A 24402-nucleotide genomic window follows, 5' to 3' on the forward strand; every position below is an offset into this window, starting at 1 on the left:
CCACCACGGACGGCCCGGGGGCCACGGGCGTCTCACGACCTCGGGGGCGGCACCGGCCCCGACGGCGAACTGTGCACACCCGCACGGTATTTGGGGATCCGCACCGTCACCTTCATGCCCGCCCCGATCCCCGTCTCCATCACCGGGCCGTACGCGTCCCCGTACACCTGCCGGATCCGCTCGTCGACGTTGGGCAGCCCGACCCCCGACGAGGAACCCGCCCGCTCCCCGGCCAGGATCCGGCGCAGCAGGGCCGGATCCATCCCGACCCCGTTGTCCTCGACGGTGATCACCGCGTCGGGCCCGGCGTCCTGCGCGGTGATCGTGATCCGGCACTCCTTCGTGGAGTCCTCCAGCCCGTGCTTGACCGCGTTCTCCACCAGCGGCTGCAGACACAGGAACGGCAGCGTCACCGGCAGCACCTCCGGCGCCACCTGCAACGTCACGTTCAACCGGTCGCCGAACCGGGCCCCCGCCAGCGCCAGATACTGCTGGATCGAACGCAACTCCTCGGCGAGCGTCGTGAAATCCCCGTGCCGCCGGAAGGAGTACCGCGTGAAGTCCGCGAACTCCAGCAGCAGTTCCCGCGCCCGCTCCGGATCCGTCCGCACGAACGAGGCGATCGCCGCCAGCGAGTTGAAGATGAAGTGCGGGGAGATCTGCGCCCGCAGCGCCTTGATCTCCGCCTCCATCAGCCGCGTGCGCGAACGGTCCAGCTCGGACAGCTCCAGCTGCACCGACACCCACCGCGCCACCTCCGTCGCCGCCCGCACCAGCACCGCCGACTCCCGCGACCCGTACGCCACCAGCGCGCCCAGCACACCGTCCTCACCGGTCAGCGGCGCGAACACCGCCCACTTCAGCGGACACTCCGGCCGCTGGCACCCGGTCCGCACGCTCTGGCTGCGCCCCGACTCCAGCATCACCGCCACCCGGGCCATCGCCCGCCGCTGATGATGGTCGGCGCCCGGCCCGTCCCACGCCAGCACCGCCTCCCGGTCCGTCAGGCACAACGCCTCCGTCCCCAGCAGCGACCGCAGCCGCCGGGCGGCCTTGCGGGCCGCGTCCTCGGTCAGGCCGGCCCGCAGCGGAGGAGCCGCCAGCGACGCCGTGTGCAGCGTGTGGAACGTCGCCCGCTCCACCGGGGTCCCCAGGTCCAGGCCAGCAAGGCGTTCCCCGCGGCGCGCGTGCCAGCGGCCCGCCGCCCAGCCGACGCCCAGCATCACGGCCGCGACCACCACCCCCAGGACGACGCACAGCGCCTGCCCCGCCCCGGTCACCACCGGCCCCCCGCCCGCTCCCCGGCCACCGCCTCGGGCAGGTGCAGCCGGGCCAGCGTCGCCGCCGTCCCCGCCGGGATCCGGGCCCGCGTGGCCAGCGACACCACCACCATCGTCAGGAACCCGAGCGGCACCGACCACACCGCCGGCCAGGCCAGCATCGTGTGCGTCCAGCCCGCCGGAGCCAGCCCCGCCCGCGTCGCCACCACCGCACCCAACGCCGCCCCGCCACCGGTGACCAGCCCGGCCACCGCCCCCGGCGGGGTCAGCCCGCGCCACCAGATGCCCAGCACCAGCAGCGGGCAGAACGACGACGCCGACACGGCGAACGCCAGCCCCACCGCATCCGCCACCGGCACCTCCGCGACCGCCACGCTCCCGCCCAGCGGCACCAGGATCGCCACCAGCGCCGCGAAGCGGAAACTGCGCGCCCCGCACTTCGGCAGCACGTCCTGGTGCAGCACCCCGGCCACCGCCATGGTCAGTCCCGACGCCGTAGACAGGAACGCCGCGAAGGCACCCCCGGCCAGCAGCGCCCCCAGCAACTCGCCCAGCAGCCCGCCCAGCATCCGCTCGGGCAGCACCAGCACCGCCGCGTCCGCGTCACCCGTCAACGCCAGCTCGGGGGCGTAGATCCGGCCCAGCGCCCCGTACACCGGCGGCAGCAGGTAGAAGACCCCGACCAGCCCCAGCACCACCAGCGTCGTCCGCCGCGCCGCCCGCCCGTTGGGGCTCGTGTAGAACCGCACCGCGACGTGCGGCAGCCCCATCGTCCCGAGGAACGTCGCCAGGATCAGCCCGTACGTGGCGTACAGCCGGTACTCCCGCAGCTCCCCGGACGGCGGCTCCGACCACGTGCCCACCCCCGCCCCCGGCGCCTCCCGGGCATCGGGCACCGGCGTGTCCGGGGCGAACTCCAGCCGCGCGTGGGCCCGTACGGAATGCTCGCCGGGCGACAGCACCAGCGGTACCGACACCAGACCGCGCCCGTCGACCTGCCCGGTCACCGTCACCGCGAGCGGCTCCTTCACCGACAGCCGCACGTCCTGCGCGAGCGTCACCGACGTCCGCTCCCGGAAGACCGCCGGGGCGTCGAAGGACGCCCGCGGCGCACCGTCCCCGGCCCACGCGCCGATCAGGAAGAACGCCGGGACCAGCAACGCCGTCAGCTTGAGCCAGTACTGGAAGGCCTGCACGAAGGTGATGCTGCGCATCCCCCCGGCGGCCACCGCGACACTCACCACACAGGCGACGACCAGGCCCCCGACCCAGTGCGGAGCACCGGTCAGGACCTCCAGGGTCAGCCCGGCCCCCTGCAACTGCGGCAGCAGGTACAGCCAGCCCACCCCGACCACGAACAGCACCGCGATCCGCCGCACCGCCCGGGACTCCAGCCGCCCCTCCGCGAAGTCGGGCAGCGTGTACGCGCCCGAGCGCCGCAGCGGGGCCGCCACCAGCACCAGCAGCACCACGTACCCGGCGGTGTACCCCACCGGGTACCAGAGCATCCCCGGGCCCTGCAGCAGCACCAGCCCGGCCACCCCGAGGAAGGACGCCGCGGAGAGGTACTCCCCGCTGATGGCCGCCGCGTTCAGCCGCGGCCCCACCGTGCGCGAGGCCACGTAGAAGTCGGAAGTGGTCCGTGAGATCCGCAGGCCCAGGGCGCCCAGCAGCAGCGTCACCAGGACGACGACGGCGACCGCGGTCAGCGCGTACGTCTGGTTCACCGGGGCGGTCCTTCGGCCGGAGGGCGGGCTGACCGGAGTCTACGCACGCCCCCGACGGGGCGACAGGCACGATTCGGACCCGCGCAGCCGCCGCGCTCAGACGGCCGGGTCGCGGTGCTCGGCGCAGTCGCGCACGGCGATCTCCAGCTCCACGTACGACTCCTCGGCCCGCCGGAACGCCAGCGTCAACGCCGCCTCCGCGCGCGGCGGGACCTGCTCGCGGACCCCCTCGCCGGCCTCGTACAGGATGTCCGCCCAGCGGGCGGCCGCGCTGCGCAGCAGGGCCAGCAGTGCCTCGGCCTCGGTGGGCCCCGCCGGCCGCCTCCGCGGCAGCCCGCTCAGGGTCTCGACCAGCGCCTGGACCTCGGACATTTCGCTCCTCCCGCGCCGGGAAGATCCACGATACGCAGCGGTGACCGCCTCGGCGGCCCGTTCCCGCCACCGGTGCGGCAGGCGGCTCCCGTGGATCGCCGTACGCCCCTCCCGGTGCGGTGAACGGCAGCCTGGCGCGCCCGGCGGTCGCCGCACGGGGCCGGACGGGGCCCGGCGGCGACCGGTTTCAGCCGGTCGCGTGCCGCATCAGCAGATCGCGGAGGTCACGCGCGTGCCTGCGGCTCACCTGCAGTTCGGCCGCCCCCACCCGGACGGTGGTGGTGCCCGAGTCCAGCCGGGAGCTCGTCGATCCGGGCCAGCGCCACCAGATGGCGACGGTGGATCCGCACGAACCCGCGCGCCCCCCACCGCTCCTCCAGCGTGGACAGCGGGATCCGCACCAGATGGCTGCCGTCGTCGGTGTGCAGGCGGGCGTAGTCGCCCTGCGCCTCGACGTAGGCGATGTCGGCGATCGCCACGAAGCGGGTGACACCGGCCAGTTCGACGGCGATCTGCTCCGGGCCCCGGTCGGCGACCGCGGTCTCCGGGGCCGGTCGGCGCGGCGCGACCACGGCGGGCGGACCCGCGGGCGGTGCGACGGCCGGCGCTGCCTCCTCGGCCCGGCCCAGCTGCGCACAGGCCCGCCGGACGGCCTCCGCCAGCCGCTCCGGGCGCACCGGCTTCAGGACGTAGTCCACGGCCTTCAGGTCGAAGGCCTGTACGGCGAAACCCTCGTGGGCGGTGACGAACACGATCAGCGGCGGCCGCGCGAACCCGGCCAGCAGCCGGGCGATGTCCAGCCCGGTCAGGCCGGCCATGTGGATGTCGAGGAACACCACGTCGATGCCGTCGGGTCCGTCCGGACCGGACTCCAGCGCCCGAGTGACCCGGCGCAGCGCCTCGGTGGCGTCCGAGGCGCCCTCCGCGCTGCGCACCCGGGGGTCCGAGCGCAGCAGGTAGAGCAGTTCCTCCAGGAGCGGCTTCTCGTCGTCGACAGCGAGCACTCGCAGCATGCGGCCGAGTCTATGACGCGGGGTGCCCGGAGCGCTCCGGCGGAAACGACGGAGCGCGGCCCCTGCCCGGGGGGAGGTGGGGCAGGGGCCGCGCGGACCGTGGTGGGGGGCGGGGGACCGGGCCGGCTACTGGACGGTGATCAGCTTGCCGTCGGGGGACACGGCGTACCACGTGCCGCCCACGCCCTGCCCGTTGGTGTCACCGGGCTTCTTGTCGCCCGAGAAGGTGTAGACCGGCCAGCAGTCGACCGTCTGCTGCTTCTTGCCGTCCGGGCGGTCCATGACGCGGTAGTTCTTCTCCGTGATGCCCTTGGCGTTGGCCTTGTCCACCGGGGGCACCACCGGCCACTTGGTGAGGCAGTCGCCGACGCAGTTGGAGACCATCGGCCAGGCGCTGTCCTTCTTGAAGCGGTAGACCGTCATGCCCTTGCCGTCCACGATGTGCTCGCCCAGCTTCGGGTCCTTCGCCACGGACAGGCCGGGCGCCGGCTCGGCGGCCTCCGCGGGGGCCGGCTGCGCGGGGGCCGGTTCCCCCGGGGCGGCGGAGGCGGCGGGCGCCGGGGCGGCCTCGGCCGGGGCGCCCTTCGCCGCCTTCTTGCCGTCCGGGCCGAAGGCGAACCACACCCCGCCGACGCCCTGCCCGTTCAGGTCGCCCGGCTTGGAGTCCTTGTTGAAGCGGTACACGGGCCAGCCGCCCACCGTCAGCTGCTTCGAGCCGTCCCCGCGCACCACCTCGCCGAGCAGTGAGGGGTCCATGCCCGCGGCGGCGGTGACGTCACCGGCCGCGACAACGGGCCAGGTCTTCGCACAGTCGCCCTCGCAGTTCGACTTCGGGGGCTTGGCGGTGTCCTTGTCGAAGCGGTAGAGCGTCAGGCCGGCGCTGTCGGTGAGGACGGGACCGAGCTGCTCGGTGGTGGACGCCGCGAGCTGCCCGCCGGGCTGGTTGCCCGGGCCGCCCGCGGCCGCCGGCGCGGCGTCGGCGGCGGCACCGGCGGGCTGGGTCGTGTCCGAGGCCTTGTAGTCCGACGGGCCGCAGGCGCTGGCCGCCAGGACGACGGCGACGGCGGCCGCGGCGAAGGTGGTTGCGCGCTTCATGCCCATGTTGTTCTCTCCCACATCGTGTCTGTCGTACCGCCGCCCCCGGCGGCGGCAACTGTGCACAGGACACGCCTCGTCGGACCGGATCTGTTCACCCGGCCCGGTGTGGGCTGTTTCACTCACCCCCCGTCGAACCCGGCGCGCCGCAGGGCCGTGGCCACAGCGAGGCCGAGCACCTGGTGTCCGGAGTCGTTGGGGTGCAGTCCGTCCGCGAGGTGTTCGGGTCCGAGCAGGTCACGGCCCGGGAGGACGGCCAGCCGGTCGTCGCCTGCGGCGATCCGGTCCCGCGTGGCGCGCTCCATCGCGTCGCGCAGGGCGCCCAGGGTGGCGCCGAGCTTGTTCGGGGTGCGTTCGGCGTCGGGCCGCAGCACGGGGGAGACCAGGAGCAGCGGGGTCCGGGGGTGGCCCTGGCGGACCAGTTCGAGGAACGCGCGCGTGGTCTCGTACAGCAGCGGTACCGAATAGGGCACCCGGGACCAGCAGTTGGTGCCGAAAGCGAGGGTGAGGACGTCCGCGGGCAGGGCCGCGAGCTGTTCGGCGGTGGCCAGTTCGCCGCGTGCGGCGCCCGCGTAGCCGAGGTTCACGGTGTCGAAGCCGAGGGACCGGCCGGCGACCGCGGGCCAGCCGTGGGCGGGGCGGGTGGACCACCAGCCCTCGGTGATGGAGTCGCCGTGCACCACCCAGCGCGGCGCGGGCGGCGCGGGGGAGAGGGCGCCGCCGATTCCGCGCAGGCCGAGGACGAGCGGGGACTGGTTCTCCGGCGGGTGGATGGTGAAGGGGCCGGGGAAGGGGCCGTCGCCGGATCCGAGTCGGATGCGTACGACGGCCTCCGCGGCCGGTTCGGTGAACACCTCGCCGACCACCCCGTGGCGGTCCCACAGGGCGAAGCCGTGCGCGAGGTCGCGCAGGGCGTCCGTGGGGCCGGGCACCGTGGCCCGGTAGCGGATCTCCACGGCCCGCGCGGTCTCGGTGGTGAACTCCAGCCGGACCCCGATCGGCAGGGTGGCCCGCTCCCCGGTGTCCCAGGGCAGCCGCATCGTGTCCGCCGGGTCGGCGCGCACCGGGCGGCCCCGGTCCAGCCAGGCGACCCCGCGCAGGAAGGGGTGCGGATCCTGCCAGGCGTCCTGTCCCGCGCCCTGCCCGGCATCCCGCCCCGCCCCCTGCCGGCCGTCCTGCCGCGCGTCCCCGCGGGGGTCCTGTCCCGCCGCCTGCCGGGCGCCCGGAACCGGGCCCCGTCCCGCGTCGTGCCACGGTCCGGGTCTGCCCTCGTCGTGCACCGGTGCGCTCATCCTTCGCCTCCGATCGTCGGACCCGGGAGCTCCGCGCCGACTCCGCCGTCCACCCGGGCGCCTGCCCCGTCACCCCGTTGTCACCGCGTTCACCAGTACCCCGCGCGGACCCCGTTTCCACCGTCGCGCGGCACGCCGCTGCGGTGGCGGCACCGGGCCGGATCCAAGGCGGCACACTGCGGTAGATCTGACGATGTGTCAAGAATGGGGGTTCCTGGCGACCTGCGCAGCGATCGATCATCCATACGCAACAAACGACTGTCCGTGACCGATCCGCGCAACGATCGTGCGCCAATGTGCAAGGATGGTCCATTACGGGCGGTATCACTCAGCTCGTAGGCTCACTCGCTGTACGTGGAGTGGCGCGGATCGCCTGCTCGGCGGTCCCCCATGCCAGGCCCTTCCCCCCGTCGGGCCCTGTCCTGCTCCGGACCGTCGCGGTCGACGCCTCATCCCCGACCTCTGTCGATCCGCAGTGACAAGGAGTCCCCTCGTGCTCGACCACGGCCAGGCGCCACCGCTCGCTTCCGAGCCCCGCAGGCCCGCCAACCCGCTGCTCCGCCGCAAGCCGGTCGAGCAGCTGGTCTCCGAGGGCGGCCAGGGTGAGGGCGGCGCGCTGAAGCGTTCGCTCACCATGTGGCAGCTGACCATGATCAGCATCGGTGCGACCCTGGGCACCGGCATCTTCGTCGTCCTCGGCGAGGCCACCCCGGTCGCCGGCCCGGCCGTCTTCATCGCCTTCATCGTCGCGGGCCTCACCGCGCTGTTCTCGGCGCTGTCCTACGCCGAGCTCGCGGGCTCGATCCCCGTCTCGGGCTCCTCGTACTCCTACGCCTACGCCACCATGGGCGAGCTCATAGCCTGGATCTGCGGCTGGTGCCTGGTCCTGGAGTACGGCGTCTCGGTCGCGGCCGTCGCCGTCGGCTGGGGCCAGTACCTCAACGAGCTGCTCGACGGCACGCTCGGCTTCACCATCCCCGAAGGCTTCTCGGCCCCCCTGGGCGAGGGCGGCTACATCAACCTCCCCGCCCTCGTCGTGGTGCTCCTGTGCATGGTCTTCCTGCTCCGCGGAGCCCGGGAGAGCGCCCGGATCAACACGATCATGGTCGTCGTCAAGATGGTGACCCTGGCGCTGTTCATCGTCATCGGCTTCATGGGCATCAAGGCCGGCAACTACACCCCGCTGGCCCCGCTCGGCGTCACCGCCATCAGCACCGCCGCCTCCATGCTCTTCTTCTCGTACATCGGCTTCGACGCGGCCTCCACCGCAGGTGAGGAAGCCAAGAACCCGAAGAAGGACCTCCCCCGCGCGATCATGCTCTCGCTGCTGATCGTCACCGCGATCTACTGCCTCGTCGCCCTGGTCGCCGTCGGCGCCATGCCGTGGCAGGAGTTCGAGGGCAGCGAGGCCGCCCTGGCGCAGATCATGGAGAACGTCACCGGCCACTCCTTCTGGAGCGTCATCCTGGCCGCCGGCGCGGTCGTCGCCATCGCCAGCGTCGTCTTCGCCGTGCTCTACGGCCAGACCCGCATCCTCTTCGCGATGTCCCGCGACGGCCTGATGCCCAAGGCATTCGCCAAGGTCGACGAGAAGACCGGCACCCCGAAGATCAACACGATCATCGTCTGCCTCTTCTGCGGACTGCTCGCCGCGTTCATCCCGCTGGGTGAACTGGCCAACGCCACCAGCATCGGCACGCTCTTCGCCTTCGGCCTGGTCAACGTGGCGGTCGTCATCCTGCGCTACACCCGCCCCGAGATGAACCGCACCTTCAAGGTCGCCCTCTTCCCGGTCACCCCGATCCTGGGCTTCCTCTTCTGCGCCTACCTCATGATCGAGCTGCCGATGGCCACGTGGGTGTGCTTCGGTGGCTGGATGGCGGTCGGGCTCGTGATCTACTTCTTCTACGGCATGCGCCGCTCCAGCCTGGCCACCGTGGCCGACGTGGCCGCCCCGGCCGCGGAGGTCGCTGAACAGAAGTGATTCACCCCCCGTGCGACTGAACGATCTCGACGAACGCATCGTGCACGCCCTCGCCGAGGACGCCCGCCGCTCCTACGCGGACATCGGCTCCGAGGTCGGGCTCTCCGCCCCCGCCGTCAAGCGGCGCGTGGACCGGCTGCGCGCCGAAGGCGCCATCACCGGCTTCACCGTCCGCGTCGACCCGGCCGCCATGGGCTGGGAGACCGAGGGCTTCATCGAGATCTACTGTCGCCACAACACCTCGCCGGACGACATCCGGCGAGGTCTGGAGCGATACCCCGAGGTGGTGTCCGCGTCGACCGTCACCGGCGACGCGGACGCCCTCGTCCAGATCTTCGCCTCCGACATGCGCCACTTCGAGCGGGTCCTGGAACGCATCGCGGGCGAGCCCTTCGTCGAACGCACGAAGTCCGTCCTCGTCCTGTCCCCGCTGCTGCGCCGCTTCACCTCGGGCGCCCCGGCGTAGGGCTCCCGAACCGGCCGGCGGGCGGTGCGCCTCACGCGTGCTGAGGCGCCTCGTCCTTCAGCATCCCGCGCAGCGCATTGCGGAATTCCGGAGTGTCCTCGTGCCCGTGAACGGCCACCGCGTGCTGGGTGGCAGCCGCCACGACCTCTTCCTCCTCGCCCGCGATCGCGAGGGTGCAGTCCATCTCGCTGGGGTAGTCCCTGCAGTCCATGACCTTGCGCATGACGTGCCTCCCGGAACGGGCGTCCGCCGGCGCCGACACCGGCGGACGGTGTCACCTCCCACGATCCTCTTCGCGGGGGCGCGGCGAAACCCGTACGGACGCACCACCGCTCGGCGTAGCCCAGGTCACAGCGGCCGACGGGCCCTCCCTGTACGGTCACCGCAGGGCCGGCCGACGCGTCGAGCCCCCTCCGCGGACCCCGCCCCACCAGGCGCTTCGCCGCCTTCCCGCCGCCCCCGGACGCCGGGGACCGCCCCACCCGACACCCCCGCGCAACGAATCGCCGTTCAGGCCCCGTAACGCGCAACGAATCGCACACCAGCGCGCAACATCGGCGCCTTGTTGCGCCGGGAGGGCGAAACGTACCGTCTATAGGACCGCATCCACCCCTCCTGCCACAGAGGTACGCCCATGCCCCCGCTGCGCACCGCCCTCCTCCAGAGCTCCGGAGTCCTCGGCGACGTCGCCGAGAACCTCAAGGCGCTCGACGAGGCCGCCGAGCGCGCCGCACGGGCCGGGGCCGGCCTGCTGGTCACCTCCGAGATGTTCCTGACCGGCTACGCCCTCGACCTCGACGCCGTCCCCGGCATCGCCGAGACCCACGACGGCGACTCCGCCCGGGCCATCGGCGAGATCGCCCGGCGCCACGGACTCGCGGTCCTCTACGGCTACCCCGAGCGCGACGGCGAGACGGTCTACAACTCCGCCCAGCTCATCGGCCCCGACGGCGCCTCCCTCGCGAATTACCGCAAGACCCACCTCTTCGGCTGCTTCGAGCAGGACGCCTTCACCCCCGGCGACACCCCCGTCGTCCAGGCCGAGCTCGGCGGCCTCCGCATCGGCATCATGATCTGCTACGACGTGGAGTTCCCCGAGAACGTCCGCGCCCACGCGCTCGCCGGCACCGACCTCCTCCTGGTGCCGACCGCCCAGATGCACCCCTTCCAGTTCGTCGCCGAGCACCTCGTCCCCGTCCGGGCCTTCGAGAACCAGATGTACGTCGCGTACGTCAACCGCACCGGACCCGAGGGCGAATTCGAGTTCGTCGGCCTCAGCTGCCTGGCGAGCCCCGACGGCACCACCCGCACGCGCGCCGGCCGCGGCGAGGAAATGGTGCTCGGCGAGGTCGACCCCGAGATGCTCAGCGCCTCGCGCGAGAACAACCCCTACCTGCGCGACCGCCGGCCCGGGCTCTACGCCTCGCTCGTCTGACCCGCACCAGCACCCCTCCCCGCCCCCACCGCTCCACCCCCCGAGCCCTGCCCGCAAGGAGTCGTACCCCATGACGTCCACGGTGCCCACCACCGCCGTCCCGCACAGCGACGGACAGCCGCCGATCACCATGTTCGGTCCGGACTTCCCGTACGCGTACGACGACTTCCTGGCCCACCCGGCAGGCCTCGGCCAGATACCCGCGACCGAGTTCGGCACCGAGGTCGCCGTCATCGGCGGCGGACTCTCCGGCATCATCTCCGCCTACGAGCTCATGAAGATGGGCCTCAAGCCCGTCGTCTACGAGGCCGACCAGATCGGCGGCCGCCTGCGCACCGTCGGCTTCGAGGGCGCCGAGACCGAGGGCCTCACCGCCGAGATGGGCGCCATGCGCTTCCCGCCCTCCTCCACGGCCCTGCAGCACTACATCGACCTCGTCGGGCTGGTCACCGAGCCCTTCCCGAACCCGCTCGCCGAGGCCACCCCCTCCACGGTCGTCGACCTCAAGGGCGAGACGCACTACGCCGAGACCATCGCCGACCTCCCGCAGATCTACCGCGACGTCGCCGACGCCTGGAACGCCTGCCTCGACGAGGGCGCCGACTTCTCCGACATGAACACCGCGATGCGCGAGCGGGACGTCCCGCGCATCCGCGAGATCTGGGCCAAGCTCGTCGAGAAGCTCGACGACGAGACCTTCTACGGCTTCCTCTGCAAGTCGGAGGCCTTCAAGTCCTTCCGCAAGCGCGAGATCTTCGGCCAGGTCGGCTTCGGCACCGGCGGCTGGGACACCGACTTCCCCAACTCCATCCTGGAGATCCTGCGCGTCGTCTACACCGAGGCCGACGACCACCACCGCGGCATCGTCGGCGGCTCCCAGCAGCTGCCGCTGCGCCTGTGGGAGCGCGAGCCCGAGAAGATCGTCCACTGGGCCCAGGGCACCTCGCTGTCCTCCCTCCACGACGGCACCCCGCGCCCGGCGGTCACCCGCCTGCACCGCACGGCCGGCAACCGCATCACCGTCACCGACTCCTCCGGCGACATCCGCACGTACCGCGCCGCGATCTTCACGGCTCAGTCCTGGATGCTCCTGTCGAAGATCGCGTGCGACGACACGCTGTTCCCGATCGACCACTGGACGGCGATCGAGCGCACCCACTACATGGAGTCGTCCAAGCTGTTCGTCCCCGTCGACCGGCCGTTCTGGCTGGACAAGGACGAGGAGACCGGCCGTGACGTCATGTCGATGACGCTGACCGACCGGATGACCCGCGGCACGTACCTGCTGGACAACGGCCCCGACAAGCCCGCCGTCATCTGCCTGTCGTACACCTGGTGCGACGACAGCCTCAAGTGGCTGCCGCTGTCCGCGAACGAGCGGATGGAGGTCATGCTGAAGTCCCTCGGCGAGATCTACCCCAAGGTCGACATCCGCCGCCACATCATCGGCAACCCCGTCACCGTCTCCTGGGAGGACGAGCCCTACTTCATGGGCGCGTTCAAGGCCAACCTCCCCGGCCACTACCGCTACCAGCGCCGCCTGTTCACCCACTTCATGCAGGACCGCCTCCCCGAGGACAAGCGCGGCATCTTCCTCGCGGGCGACGACATCTCCTGGACGGCCGGCTGGGCCGAGGGCGCGGTCCAGACCGCGCTGAACGCCGTCTGGGGCGTCATGCACCACCTCGGGGGGTCCACCGACTCCACCAACCCCGGCCCGGGCGACGTCTACGACGAGATCGCCCCGGTCGAACTCCCGGAGGACTGACCCTCCCGGGCCCTGACCAGGGCCTCCCGATCACGGGCCGCCGCCCCGCGCCGTCAGCACGCGGGCCGGCGGCCCGTTCTCATGCCCGCCCGCCCCCGGGCCCCCGGCCCCCTCAGCACTGCCACAGCAGCGTCGCCCGCACGCACCCGCGGCACACGTGCGCGTACGCCCGCCCCGAGCCGAAGTTCATGGCCGTGACCGGGTCCGGTCCCTCCTCCAGATGCGCCGCGTATTCCATCGGCCGGGCGCAGGAAGGGCAGTCGGGGGTCTCGTCGTACTGCAGCCAGTCGGGCTCGCCGCCGAGCGAGCCCAGCACCGCCCGCCCGTCCGCCGCGGCCGCCCCGTCCGCCGACGGCACGGCCGCCCGTACGGCGCCCAGCCCCAGCACCTCCGGATCCGCACCGCGCGGCGCCGGTACGGGCGAGAGGCCGCCGGCGGGCAGCAGCAGGGCCAGGTTCCCGCCCGCGGAGGGGCTCCACTGCTCGCATCCGCCGGGCCGGTGCGCGCACATGAACAGGGCCAGTACGCCCGCGTCGAGCACGAGCTGGGCGAGGAACTGCAGCGGACCCGCGCACGCGCCGCACACGGGCCAGACCGTTCCGACGGGGCCCAGCGGCACGCCACCGGTCCGGCTGACCGGGGCGTCCGCGGCGAGCGGCCCGCCGTCGAGGAGAAGCGTCGTCATGGCCGGAACCTACCTGCCGGCGCCGACAGCGGTCCGGGCGGCCCGTACGGCCTTTCAGCCCCGCGGGGTCAGCAGGCAGCGGCCGACCAGGCCCACGCCCGCGTCGAGGGAGTCGGTGAACTCCTCGGCCAGGTCCGGTGCCCGGCGCAGCGTCCACAGCAGCCGGGCCGCCGACCAGGCTCCGGCGCGGGCGCGCTCCAGGCTCCACGAGCCGACCAGGTGGGTCAGCGGATCGGCGATCTCCAGCAGGTCCGGGCCCGGCATCAGGTCCTCCCGGATGTGCTCCTCCAGGGACACCAGCGTGTCGCCGACCCGGTCGAAGTCGGCCTCCAGGGCCCGCGGTTCGCAGTCCAGCTCACCACAGGTGGCCACGACCGCGAGCGCCAGGTCGTGGCCGATGTGTGCGTTGATCCCGGCCAGCGCGTGCTGGAGCGGCCGGATCCCGGGGTGGCGGCGGTACTGCAGCAGCGGGCGCCAGCAGGCCGGGGCCCGCTCCGCCTCCACCGCCGTCAGGTACCGCTCCGCGAACCGCACGCTGAGGGTCGCCGCCCGACGGGGCGCGGGGAAGCCCCCGTGGGCGATCCGATGGTGCAGGGTCTCCGTGACCGTCAGGTAGACCCGGTTGAAGACGGCGACACCGTCCTGCGGCGGGAGCCGCTCCTCCAGGGCGCGCATCCGCGCCAGCACCGCTTCCATGGGAGGCAGGGTCGCAGGCGCCGACGCGGATCCGGGGAACTTGGCCGTACGCTTCCCCGGTTCGGGCGAAACCCCGTCAACGGGGCTTGTCCTCCGCCTCCCCGCCGTCGTCGTAGTCCGACGTGCCCGCGTCGAGCAGGGGCGGCTGGGGCTTCAGGTGGGCGGGGGCGAAGCACCGCAGGGCGTGGTAGCCGCCGATCACCACGATCGTGCCCAGCGCGATGCCGCCCAGCTCGAAGCCGTCGGTGATCTGCAGCTTCACACCGCCCACGCCGATGATGATGCCCGCCGCGGCCGGCACCAGGTTCAGCGGATTGCGCAGGTCCACCCGGCCGTTGATCCAGATCTGGGCGCCGAGCAGGCCGATCATCCCGTAGAGGATGACGGTGATGCCGCCGAGGACGCCGCCCGGGATCGCCGCGACGACCGCGCCGAACTTGGGGCACAGGCCGAAGAGCAGCGCGAAACCCGCCGCCGCCCAGTAGGCCGCCGTGGAGTAGACACGGGTGGCCGCCATGACGCCGATGTTCTCGGAGTACGTGGTGTTGGGCGGGCCGCCGACCGCCGTGGACAGCATCGACGCGGCGCCGTCCGCCGCGATGGCGGTACCCAGCTCGTCGTCGAGGGGATCGCCGGTCATCTCGCCGACGGCCTTGATGTGCCCCGCGTTCTCGGCGATCAGCGCGATCACCACGGGCAGGGCGATCAGGATCGCCGACCACTCGAAGGACGGCCCGTGGAAGGACGGCAGGCCGACCCAGTCGGCCTTCGCCACCGCGGAGAGGTCCAGCCGCCAGTGGTCCACGGCCGCCTCACCCCCCACCGTCGAGTGGATCTTCCCGAAGAGCAGGTCGGAGAGCCAGGAGAGCGCGTACCCGAAGACCAGCCCCAGGAAGATCGCGACGCGCGACCAGAAGCCGCGCAGACACACCACGGCGAAGCCGGTGAACAGCATGGTCAGCAGCGCCGTCCACTGGTCCTGCGGCCAGTACGTCGACGCCGTCACCGGCGCCAGGTTGAAGCCGATCAGCATCACCACCGCGCCGGTCACGATCGGCGGCATCGCGGCGTGGATGATGCGGGCCCCGAAGCGCCGCACCGCCAGACCGGCCAGGAACAGCGCCCCGCCGACCACGAACACGGCACCCGTGACGACCGCGCTGTCCCCGCCCGCCGCCCGGATCGCCGCCGCGACACCGACGAAGGACAGCGAGCAGCCCAGGTACGAGGGCACCCGGCCGCGCGTCGCCAGCAGGAAGATGACCGTCGCGACTCCGGACATCATGATGGCCAGGTTCGGATCCAGGCCCATCAGGACCGGCGCGACGAAACTCGCGCCGAACATCGCCACGACGTGCTGGGCACCCAGCCCGGCGGTCCGCGGCCACGACAGCCGCTCCTCCGGCCGGACCACCGCGCCGGGGGCGGGGGTCCGCCCGTCACCGTGCAGGGTCCAGCCCACGCCGAGGCCCATGTTCCACTCCTCTTTCCCGGTCAGCCCGGTCTCCGGACGCGCACGGCCGCGGCCGCGCGCACATCGAGGCCGCAGCGCACGGAGTGCCGCTGCGGCCAGTCGACATATTACGGCCGGATATCGGCAGGTTCGTCCCGATCGGCCGCACCGGCCTTCCCGGAGAACCCGCTCCCAGACTGCCCCACCGGGGACTTCGGGCGCAGCACCGCAGCGCCCACCACCAGAGCGAACGCCAGCACCGTCACCAGGGCGAACGACACCACCAGCGAGGTCGCGTCGGCCACCGCACCGATCGCGGACGGAGCGATCAGCCCCGACGTGTACGTGATCGTCGCGACACCGGCGATCGCCTGCGCCGGATTCGGGCCGCTGCGCCCGGCCGCCGCGAAGGCCAGCGGGACCACCACCGCGATGCCGAGGCCGATCAGACCGAAGCCGGCCAGCGCCCCGGCCGGGTGCCTGACGCCGACCACGAGCAGCCCGCCGAGCGTCGCCAGCACCCCGCCGGCGCGGACCGTGCGCACCGGCCCGAAACGGTCCACCACCCGGTCGCCGACGAGCCGGGCCACGGCCATGGTCAGCGCGAAAGCCGTGGTGGAGGCGGCCGCGAGACCCGCGTCCGTGTCCAGGACGTCCCGCAGGTACACCGCCGACCAGTCCAGGCTCGCGCCCTCGGCGAACACCGCGCAGAACCCGATCGCCCCGATCAGCAGCGCGGACCTGGGCGGCAGCGCGAAGTGCGGCGGAGCCTCCGCCCCCTCGTCACTGCGCAGGTCCAGCACCCCCTGTACGGCGACCAGCCCGAGCACCGTCAGCACGAGCGCGGCGACGAGGTGGTGCAGCCGGGCGTCGGTCCCGGTGTGCGCGGCGACCGTACCGGCGGCCGAACCCAGCAGTGCGCCCACGCTCCACATGCCGTGCAGGGAGGACATGATCGAACGGCCCAGCCGGTTCTCCGTCTCCACGCCCAACGCGTTCATCGCCACGTCCGACATGCCCGCGGTGGCCCCGTAGACGAGGAGCGCGAGGCACAGGACGGGCAGGTTCGGGGCGAGGCTCGGCAGGATCAGGGAGAGGGTCCACATCGCCAGCAGCCCGCGCAGCGCGACCCGTGCCCCGAATCGGTGATTGATCCGCCCGGCCAGCGGCATCGCCAGCGCGGCGCCCAGGGCGGGGAAGGCGAGCGCGAGCCCCAGGGTGCCCGCGCCGAGCTGGGCGTGGTCCTGGATCCAGGGGATGCGCGTGGCGAAGGAACCGGTGACGGCGCCATGGGCGCAGAACACGGCGGCGATGGCGAAACGGGCATGGCGCAGGCGCGCCGGGCTGAGGTCGGTGTCCCCGGTCATGACGCTTAAACTATCAGGGACCCTGCCTGATAGATAATGGCCCCGACTCCCTAGGATGGGCGCCGTGACTGAAGCGACCGCCCCGGTACCGTCCCCCGCCTCACCCAGCACGGCCCGGGCCATCAACGACCGCCTCGCCCTGCAACTCCTCCAGGACTCCGGACCGCTGACGGCAACCCAGCTCAAAACCCTCACCGGCCTCTCCCGCCCCTCTGTCGCCGACCTCGTCGACCGGCTCACCGAAGCCGGCCTGATCGAAGTCGTCGGCGAATCCGGCGAACAGCGCCGCGGCCCCAACGCCAAGCTCTACGGAATCGTCGCCGGCCGCGCCCACCTGGCCGCCCTCGACGTCCGCACCGACCGGGTCACCGCCGTCGTCACCGACCTCCTCGGCCACCCCCTCGCCGAAGCCGCCCTCCCCGTCGGCGCACCCGAGGACGCCGTCGCCGCCCTGCTGCGCACCGCCCACGGGGCCGGCGCCACCGCACTGCACACCGTCGTCGTCGGCGCCCCCGGCCTGGTCGCCCCCGCCACCGGCGAACTCCGCGACACCATCGGCCTGCCCGCCTGGCACCGCGACCTGGTCACGGCCCTGCAGCGCACCCTGCCCGCCGCCGTCGTCGTCGAGAACGAGACCAACCTGGCCGCCCTCGCCGAACAGCGCCTCGGCGCCGCCCGGGACCTCGACTCCTTCGTCCTGCTGTGGCTCGGCGCCGGAGTGGGCGCGGCCGTCGTCCTGGACGGCCGGCTGCGCCGCGGCGCCTCCGGCGGCGCGGGCGAGATCGGCTTCCTCCCGGTGCCCGGTACCGGCGGACTGCCCTCGGCCGCCGACTGCGCGGGCGGGTTCCACGCGCTGGTCGGCCGGGACGCCGTGACCGCGCTCGCGCGCGAACACGGCTTCACCGGCCCCGCCGAACAGGCCGTCGCCGGGGCCGCGGGCGAGCCCTTCCTCGAGGCCCTCGCCGAACGCCTCGCCCTGGGCGCCGCGGCCGCCGCGGCCCTCCTCGACCCCGGCTGCGTCGTCCTGGCCGGAGAACTCGGCCGCGCCGGCGGCCCCGCCCTCGCCGCCCTCGTCTCCCAGCGCCTCGCGAAACTCACCCCCGTCCCCACGGAGATCCGCGCCACCACCCTGGGCGACCCCGCAGTCCTCGCCGGCGCCCGCCTGGCCGCCCGCGAATCGGCCCAGGGGGTGCTGTTCGGGGGGTGAGGCCTGGCCGGGCGGGGCCTTCACCCCCGCGGCCCCGCCCCCTGGGCCGGTGGTTGCCCACCCGCCTCTGACGGTGTCGGGGGCGGAGGGCGGTTGCTTGCGGGTCGGGATGCGGTGGGCGGGACTTCGGCAGGGCGGTATCGGAGATGTCCTGGGGTTTCCCGTCAGTCCCATCGTCTTCCGTGTCGGGTCGGCCCCTCAAGGGCGCTCCCTGCGGTCGCGTCACTTCGTGATGGCCTTCGGCCACCCTTGACCGCCCGCCCCGCCACGGAAAATTCGAGGACTGCCAGGAAGCCCCCAGAAGAACGGGCCGGGCCATCGATCAAGGGACGGGCACCTCAGCGACGCGAGCCGGTGGTCGGGGCGCGCCTCAAATCGCTACGCGCTCCTCGACGACGGCGCCTGCGAGCCCCTTGGGCTGGGCACAGGCCGCCACCTGTCGCGCACGCTCCTCTTTCACGCGGCCGCGGTCCGCCTGATGCTGGGCATAAGCCGCGATCGATCGCGGCGCGCTCTCGATCACGCGTCCGCAGTTCGTCCGGGGCAGGTCGCAAGCCGCAGAAACCTTCCACCGCCCCGCGCAGTGGCTTTGTTCACCAGAACGGACGGCAAATGTTCACCACTTCGGGAGGCACAGCCGTATCGAACGTCCGTAAGCTGAACGCCCCGCCGCTGTCTCGTCAGCCTCCGCCCAACGCACGCCGTAGCCGACCCTTGGCCGGAGGTTGCGCAACCGGCGTCTCGTTCTCGTGTTCCAGTTCGCCGACGGTGATCCGAACGAGAGTCCTGCTCGCAATCGAGCTCTTCGTGTCGTTCGACCAGTACGAGCTACCGACCTCCACGAGCCATGCTGTCTCCGCTGTCCGGAAACTCCGTCGACCGTAGGCGTCAGGATCATTGGCCTCAAACCCGCGATTACTGCACGTACGGGCCAGCTCGGCAGCCCGCGCGATGGCTCTGTCTCGACCTCCGTCGACCGGGATCGTGTCGACCAGTTCCCATCGGAAATCTCCACTGACGGAGGTCTCCACGAGCACCCACCAGCTTCCGCTGCCGCTCATCTGGCCCACGCCCCGGCGGACCTGCGCCCGACTTCGAAGATCACGTTCATGCCGGTAACCATCGCAGATACAGCCCCTTCCGGACACCTCCGGTTTGAACAACCTCCAACCATGTGCCTCCAGAAGTGGGTGAACTTCTGCTGCCCGTTCTCGTGAACAAAGCCACCGCACAGACGGCGTCAGACCCTCCCACGGGGTGGAAAAGCGTCAGACGACGGCTGGAGCGAACCCAATCCATGTGTGCGTGGGTGGGCGCCACGGAAAGACGCCGAATATGCCCCGATCGCACCTTTCTGTACCGGCGGGATGGGATCCCACCGTCCCGCTCTCCGGGGTTGGCATCGGCTGAGCCGAGGGATCGCCCCCCTGCCCCCGATTTCGCCCCTCCCGACCACGAACAAGCGTCGGTCGCCGACCGCGAAGAGGAGAGGAAAGCTTTCTGCGACTTCTGCTCAGCCCCGGACGGACGGCAGACGCGTGAGGGAGCAAGCCGGGCCGTAGTGGGCGGCCTATGAGCAGCCACAGGGCCTCGCAGGCGCCGTCGTCGAGGAGCGCGTAGCGATTGGTGGCGGCTTATGACCAGCCACAGGGGCTCGCAGGCGCCGTCGTCGGGAAGCGCGTAGCGATTGGTGGCGGCTTATGACCAGCCACAGGGGCTCGCAGGCGCCGTCGTTGAGGAGCGCGTAGCGATGGGTGGCGGCTTATGACCAGCCCACGGGGTCTGCTGACGCCGTCTTCGAGGAGCGCGTAGCGATGTGGGGCGCACTCGGCCACCGGCCCGCTTCTGTGACGCCCCGTCCCTGGAACGGAACGCTCGGCCCGTTCTTCTGGGGGCTTCCTGGCAGTCCTCGGATTTTCCGTGGCGGGACGGGCGGTCAAGGGTGGCCGGAGGCCATCACGAAGTGACGCGACCGTAGGGAGCGCCCTTGAGGGGCCGGCCCGACACGGAAGACGATGGGACTGACGGGAAACCCCAGGACAGCTCTGATGCCGGTCGATTGGATCCCGTTCCTTCCCGAAGCCCGCTTCCCTTCCCGAAGCCCGCTTCCCTTCCCGAAGCCCGCTTCCCTTCCCGAAGCCCGCTTCCCTTCCCGAAGCCCGCTTCCCTTCCCGAAGCCCCCGCCCCGCCCGGCCTCTACCGCCCAAGCCCCCGCCCCCGCCCCCGCCCCCGACCCCGGGCGAATTCCGCGAAGGTTTCCGTGCCCGTGGCGTGGGTCGGGGTCAGGTTGCCGCCGTGGCGGAAGGCCGCGTAGGTCCTGCCGGCCAGGGGGACGGGGAGGACGCGGCGGTGGCGGCCCGTGGCCGCCAGGTAGGTGCGGGCCAGGTCCGGCAGGGTGTGGATCTCCGGGCCGCCCATGTCCGGGACGCGGCCCGCCGGGGTCGGGACCGCCAGTTCCGCCATGCGGGCCGCGACCTCGCCGACGGCGATCGGCTGGATCCGTACGTCCTTCGGGATCGGCGCGACGGGCAGCTTCGCCGCCGCGTCCGTCAGCGTGGCCACGAGGTCGTGGAACTGCGTCGTGCGCAGGATCGTCACGCCCAGCCCGGACGCCTCCAGCTGCCGCTCGACCCGGAGCTTGCGCCTGTAGTAGCCGAGCGGCACCACGTCGACCCCGACGATGGAGATGTAGAGCAGGTTCCGGACGGTCCCGGCCCGCCGGGCGGCCTCGATCAGGCGCTGGGCGGCCACCTCGTCGCCCTTGCCCGCCCCGCGCGTGTTGCTCGCGCAGTGCACGACCACCTCCGCGCCCGCCAGTGCCGCGTCCAGTCCGGTGCCGTCCTGGAGGTCGACGGGATGGTCGGGGGCGTGCCGGCTCACCACCCGGACCTGGTGGCCGGCCGCCCTCAGCCGTTCGGTGACGAGCGAGCCGAGGGTGCCGGTGCCTCCGGTGACGACGATGGTGCTCATGGTGTCCGTCCTTCGCTGGTGCGGTGGGGGGCGTGCAGCAGCTGGGACCGGACGGCCTTCAGGAACGTGACAGCTGCCGCCGGAGGAATTCCAGCTTCTCCGGGTTGACCACCGTGCTGATGTCGCTGACCAGCCCGTTGTCGAATTCCACCAGCAGGACCGCCACCTCGCCGAAGAGCACGGCGGGCGTGCCGTTGACCTCCGCGACGCTGACCGGCACGCCGGCGACGTACTTCGCCATGGCGCCCAGCGCGAAGCGGGCCACCTTGTCCCGTCCGACGATCGGCCGCCGGGCCGCGTTGACCACGCCGCCGCCGTCCGACACGTACCGCACGTCGGCAGCCAGCACCCCCTCCAGTCGGGTGAGATCACCGCTGCGGGCGGCGGTCAGGAAGCTCTCCAGCAGCCCCTGCCAGCGTTCGGGGTCGGCGGAGAAGCGCTTCTCCTGCGTGCCCTCCCGCTCCGCTGCCACCCGGCCCGCCGCGCGGCGGTAGATCTGGCGGCAGTTGGCCTCGCCGAGGTCGAGGAGGCCGGCGATCTCCCGGTGGCTGTACGCGAAGGCCTCGCGCAGTACGTACACCGCGCGCTCGACCGGGGTGAGGCGTTCCAGCAGCAGGAGCAGGGCCATGGAGACGCTGTCGCGCTGTTCCGCGGACTCCAGCGGGCCCAGGGCGCCGTCGCCGGTGAGGACGGGCTCCGGGAGCCAGGGGCCGACGTACTGTTCGCGCCGGGCACGCGCCGAGGTGAGGTTGTTGAGGCAGAGGTTGGTGACGACCTTGGCGAGCCAGGCGCCGGGGTGCTCGATGGCGGCGCGGTCGGCGCCGGCCCAGCGCAGGTAGGCGTCCTGGACGATGTCCTCGGCCTCCGCGGCGGAGCCGAGCATGCGGTAGGCGATGCCGAACATCCGGGGCCGGTGTTCCTCGAAGTCCGCTGCGGTCGCGGTGACATGAGTGCTCACGTGGCCACCCTACGAGGGCCGGCGGGGCGGGGACGTGCGAGGACCCGGTGGCCGCCGGGCCACCGGGTCCTCACGTTCTCAGCAGGTGCTCAGCAGGCACTCAGCAGGCGCCCTGGTCCTTCCAGACGCCCCAGTCACCCGTGGTGCCGGGTTCCTCGTTCTGGGTCCACCACTGGGCCTTCCAGTTGCGGCCCTTGTGGGAGACGACGTTGCCGCCGTTGTAGACCGTGCCCGCCACGTACGCCGGGTTGGTGCAGGTCCCGCCGGTGGTCGGCGGGGTGGTCGGCGGTGTCGTGGGGGGAGTGGTCGGCGGGGTGGTCGGGGGCTGCGTGCCGCCGCCCGGCTGGACCAGGGTCGTACCGCGGGCCAGGTCGCCGGCGAGGGCGTAGGTGGTGCCGGAGATCTTCACCGTCCAGTTGGAGGGGGTGGACACCGGCAGGTAGTAGTTGAACGCCAGGTCGACGGAGGCGCCCGGGGCGAGCGTCTGCCAGGCGGGGAGCTTCAGGGAGACCCGCTGGAAGTCGCCCTTGAGGCCGCCGACGTTGCTGCCGGTGTGGCCGCTGCTGATCACGGCCGTGCCGAAGCCTGACTGGTCGGAGGCGTTGTTGGGGGCCGAGGTGCCGTAGTCGAACTGGAACTCGGTGCCGCCGGGCAGGGTGGCGTTCGTGTTGTTGGTGATCTTCAGCTTGGGGGTCAGCGGGTAGTTGGAGTCGCCGAGCTTGAACTCGGTGAACTCGGTGCGGATGTCGACGGCCTGGGTCGGGAGGGCCGCGCCGGCCTTCTTCGCTCCGTACGGGGAGGCCGACTTGAACTTCTGGTACATCGTGTCGGTGAGCGTGTCGCCCATCTCGTACTGGCCCTTGGCCGCGTTGTAGGAGTAGTCGCCCGCGAGTTCCCAGACCATCGTGCCGCCGATGCCCTTGTTCACCACGTAGTCGGCCTTGGCGGCGACCGACTGCTCGTCCTCGGTGGAGAGGAAGACCTTCTTCTGCGCGTTCCACAGCCACGGCGCCACCAGGGTGGAGTCGTACTTGCGGGCGTAGGTGCCGGTCAGGGCGGTGTTCGCCGGGAAGCCGTACCTGGTGACGTAGTCGCCGACGACGCCCTTCTCCAGGTTCTTGGCGTGCCACATGGGGTTGGAGCCCGCCGGGGACTCGGCCCCGTTGGTGTCCTTGTCGTGCCACAGGTTGTCGATGCCGACCGCGCCGTCACCGCACTTGGTCAGGCCCGCGCCGGCCGGGCAGGTGGTCGCGGGGGCCTTGCCCCACAGCCCGTCGGTGCCGCCCTGCACGTTCTTGAAGCCGCGGGTGTAGTAGGGCAGGCCGATGTTGATGCGGCCGCCCGGCATGGAGCCGCGGAAGTAGTGGTAGGCCCAGTCGGTGTTGAGGTAGCCGATGCCGCCGTACTGGGAGGTGGAGTAGACGCCCGCGGCGGCCAGTTCGGCGTCCTTGCCGTCGTCGAAGAGCGAGGCGTTGGGGCCGACGTACTCGTTCCAGGCGCCGTGCAGGTCGTAGGACATGATGTTGACGTAGTCCAGGTACTTCTGCATCTGGTACGTCTCCATGCCCCGCAGCAGGTAGCCGGAGGAGGGGGCGGCGACGGTGAGGAGGTAGTGCTTGCCGTCGGCGGCGCCCGCGCGGTCGAGCTTCTCGCGCAGCGACTTCATGAGGGCCGCGTAGCCCTGGACCAGGCCGGCGCGGCGGGCGTTGGACAGCTGCCAGTCGAGCGGGTTGCCGGCGTCCTTCATCGTGGTCGGGTACTCGTAGTCGATGTCGACGCCGTTGAACCCGTAGGCGCGGATGAAGTCGACGGAGGACTGGGCGAAGGTGTCGATGCCGGCCTGGTTGACGGAGCCGTCGGCGTTGGTGGCCATCGAGTAGAAGCCGCCGGAGGCGACCCGGTTGCCGTCGTCGCCGAAGTAGCCGCCGGTCTCGGCCCAGCCGCCGACCGAGACGAGCGTCTTCACGTTCGGGTACTGCTTCTTGAATTTGTTCAGCAGGTTGAAGTGGCCCTTGTAGGGGAGCGCCGGGTCCATCTCGGCTCCCGCGACGCCGGGCCAGGTCATTCCGGTGGCGGCGTTGTTCGCGTTGTCGGTGCCGACCGAGATCTTGTTGTCGGCGCCCACATGGGCGAAGGCGTAGTTCAGGTGGGTGACCTTGGACCACGGGATGTTGTTGGCCAGGTAGGCGGGGGTGCCGTCCTTGCCCGTGCGCCAGCCGGTGAAGTAGCCGATGACACGGCGCTGGTGGTCGGCGCCCATCTTCTCGCGGCCCTCGGTGTCGTAGACCGAGCAGTAGGGGACGTCGACGCCGGCCGTCTTGTAGAGGCCGTCGGGGCGACAGCTCTCGTTGTCGGCCGCGTGGGAGACGCCCGCCGAGAGCCCGCCGACCAGCAGGCCGGCGATTGCGGCGCCGGCTGCCAGGAGCATCGCTCTCGTACGTGTGGGGGACGGCATTGTGCCTCCTGGGGAGGGGAGGATGCAGGACACAAGTGGACACAACATGGAGCAACGTGACGGGTGCAGAAGCGTGTTGGCCCGTGACGTGCGCACATCTGACGGGCCGTTCCCGGGAAGATGAAGGGAACGTTAAGAGGACTAGACCAACCCGTCAATAGGTCTGGACCAACCGCGCC

The 24402-nt window shown here is 72.2% G+C and carries 18 protein-coding genes and 1 pseudogene; 5 read left to right on the forward strand and 14 right to left on the reverse strand.

The window, feature by feature from the left end; translation table 11 throughout:
* Positions 1–32 precede the first annotated feature (32 nt).
* From AC2RP6_RS31470 to AC2RP6_RS31495, 6 genes and pseudogenes are all read right to left on the reverse strand, one after another.
* On the reverse strand, positions 33–1280 hold the full coding sequence (locus tag AC2RP6_RS31470; protein ID WP_486449234.1) for a histidine kinase: 1248 nt from the start codon (positions 1278–1280) through the stop codon (positions 33–35).
* Complete coding sequence (locus AC2RP6_RS31475) at positions 1277–3007, reverse strand: sodium/solute symporter (protein WP_486449235.1); 1731 nt, start codon at positions 3005–3007, stop codon at positions 1277–1279. Before AC2RP6_RS31475 ends, AC2RP6_RS31470 begins: the two co-directional genes overlap by 4 nt.
* A 96-nt stretch (positions 3008–3103) precedes the next feature.
* The gene (locus AC2RP6_RS31480; protein ID WP_486449236.1) at positions 3104–3379 is read right to left on the reverse strand and encodes a hypothetical protein; all 276 of its coding nucleotides are present in this window, start codon (positions 3377–3379) and stop codon (positions 3104–3106) included.
* A gap of 187 nt (positions 3380–3566) precedes the next feature.
* A pseudogene (locus tag AC2RP6_RS31485) lies at positions 3567–4392 on the reverse strand (LytR/AlgR family response regulator transcription factor).
* Positions 4393–4518: 126 nt separating this feature from the next.
* Complete coding sequence (locus tag AC2RP6_RS31490) at positions 4519–5493, reverse strand: SCO0930 family lipoprotein (protein ID WP_486449237.1); 975 nt, start codon at positions 5491–5493, stop codon at positions 4519–4521.
* Between the two features lie 116 nt (positions 5494–5609).
* The gene (locus AC2RP6_RS31495) at positions 5610–6779 is read right to left on the reverse strand and encodes a GDSL-type esterase/lipase family protein (RefSeq protein ID WP_486449238.1); all 1170 of its coding nucleotides are present in this window, start codon (positions 6777–6779) and stop codon (positions 5610–5612) included.
* A 493-nt stretch (positions 6780–7272) separates the two neighbouring features.
* On the opposite strand from AC2RP6_RS31495, the gene AC2RP6_RS31500 reads away from it, so the two are divergent.
* Together AC2RP6_RS31500 and AC2RP6_RS31505 are read left to right on the forward strand one after the other, a co-directional pair.
* Entirely contained in the window at positions 7273–8763 is a 1491-nt protein-coding gene (locus AC2RP6_RS31500; RefSeq protein WP_486449239.1) for an amino acid permease, read from the forward strand.
* A gap of 10 nt (positions 8764–8773) precedes the next feature.
* Positions 8774–9229 (forward strand): Lrp/AsnC family transcriptional regulator, encoded by a 456-nt coding sequence (locus AC2RP6_RS31505; protein ID WP_030027017.1) that lies wholly within the window; start codon positions 8774–8776, stop codon positions 9227–9229.
* 31 nt (positions 9230–9260) lie between these two features.
* Here the strand turns inward: AC2RP6_RS31505 and AC2RP6_RS31510 are convergent, their stop codons facing one another.
* Positions 9261–9452 carry a DUF1059 domain-containing protein gene (locus AC2RP6_RS31510; RefSeq protein ID WP_486449240.1) on the reverse strand — a complete coding sequence of 64 codons (192 nt, stop codon included), beginning with the start codon at positions 9450–9452 and terminating at the stop codon, positions 9261–9263.
* A gap of 411 nt (positions 9453–9863) precedes the next feature.
* Between AC2RP6_RS31510 and AC2RP6_RS31515 the strand changes: the two genes are divergently transcribed.
* Together AC2RP6_RS31515 and AC2RP6_RS31520 are read left to right on the forward strand one after the other, a co-directional pair.
* On the forward strand, positions 9864–10664 hold the full coding sequence (locus tag AC2RP6_RS31515) for a carbon-nitrogen hydrolase family protein (RefSeq protein WP_486449241.1): 801 nt from the start codon (positions 9864–9866) through the stop codon (positions 10662–10664).
* A gap of 70 nt (positions 10665–10734) precedes the next feature.
* Positions 10735–12432, forward strand: a complete 1698-nt coding sequence (locus tag AC2RP6_RS31520) for a flavin monoamine oxidase family protein (protein ID WP_486449242.1) — start codon at positions 10735–10737, stop codon at positions 12430–12432.
* 112 nt (positions 12433–12544) lie between these two features.
* Here AC2RP6_RS31520 and AC2RP6_RS31525 read toward each other — a convergent pair whose 3' ends face one another.
* The 4 genes from AC2RP6_RS31525 to AC2RP6_RS31540 all read right to left on the reverse strand — a co-directional run bounded on the left by AC2RP6_RS31525 (position 12545) and on the right by AC2RP6_RS31540 (position 16633).
* On the reverse strand, positions 12545–13117 hold the full coding sequence (locus AC2RP6_RS31525) for a hypothetical protein (RefSeq protein ID WP_486449243.1): 573 nt from the start codon (positions 13115–13117) through the stop codon (positions 12545–12547).
* A gap of 54 nt (positions 13118–13171) precedes the next feature.
* Positions 13172–13813, reverse strand: a complete 642-nt coding sequence (locus AC2RP6_RS31530; protein WP_486449244.1) for a DUF5995 family protein — start codon at positions 13811–13813, stop codon at positions 13172–13174.
* A gap of 76 nt (positions 13814–13889) precedes the next feature.
* Positions 13890–15287 (reverse strand): uracil-xanthine permease family protein, encoded by a 1398-nt coding sequence (locus AC2RP6_RS31535; RefSeq protein WP_486449245.1) that lies wholly within the window; start codon positions 15285–15287, stop codon positions 13890–13892.
* A gap of 107 nt (positions 15288–15394) precedes the next feature.
* Positions 15395–16633, reverse strand: coding sequence for an MFS transporter (locus AC2RP6_RS31540; protein ID WP_486449246.1), 1239 nt, complete (start codon positions 16631–16633; stop codon positions 15395–15397).
* Between the two features lie 64 nt (positions 16634–16697).
* Here AC2RP6_RS31540 and AC2RP6_RS31545 point away from each other — a divergent pair, with 64 nt between their 5' ends.
* A complete protein-coding gene (locus tag AC2RP6_RS31545; protein WP_486449247.1) occupies positions 16698–17840 on the forward strand; it encodes an ROK family transcriptional regulator in 1143 nt (380 codons plus the stop codon).
* 2196 nt (positions 17841–20036) lie between these two features.
* Here the strand turns inward: AC2RP6_RS31545 and AC2RP6_RS31550 are convergent.
* The 3 genes from AC2RP6_RS31550 to AC2RP6_RS31560 all read right to left on the reverse strand — a co-directional run bounded on the left by AC2RP6_RS31550 (position 20037) and on the right by AC2RP6_RS31560 (position 24223).
* The gene (locus AC2RP6_RS31550) at positions 20037–20810 is read right to left on the reverse strand and encodes an SDR family oxidoreductase (RefSeq protein ID WP_486449248.1); all 774 of its coding nucleotides are present in this window, start codon (positions 20808–20810) and stop codon (positions 20037–20039) included.
* 58 nt (positions 20811–20868) lie between these two features.
* A complete protein-coding gene (locus AC2RP6_RS31555; protein WP_486449249.1) occupies positions 20869–21768 on the reverse strand; it encodes an RNA polymerase sigma-70 factor in 900 nt (299 codons plus the stop codon).
* 100 nt (positions 21769–21868) lie between these two features.
* Positions 21869–24223, reverse strand: a complete 2355-nt coding sequence (locus AC2RP6_RS31560; RefSeq protein WP_486449250.1) for a chitinase C-terminal domain-containing protein — start codon at positions 24221–24223, stop codon at positions 21869–21871.
* Between the last annotated feature and the right edge of the window lie 179 nt (positions 24224–24402).

The organism is Streptomyces sp. WAC03905, from assembly GCF_057371075.1.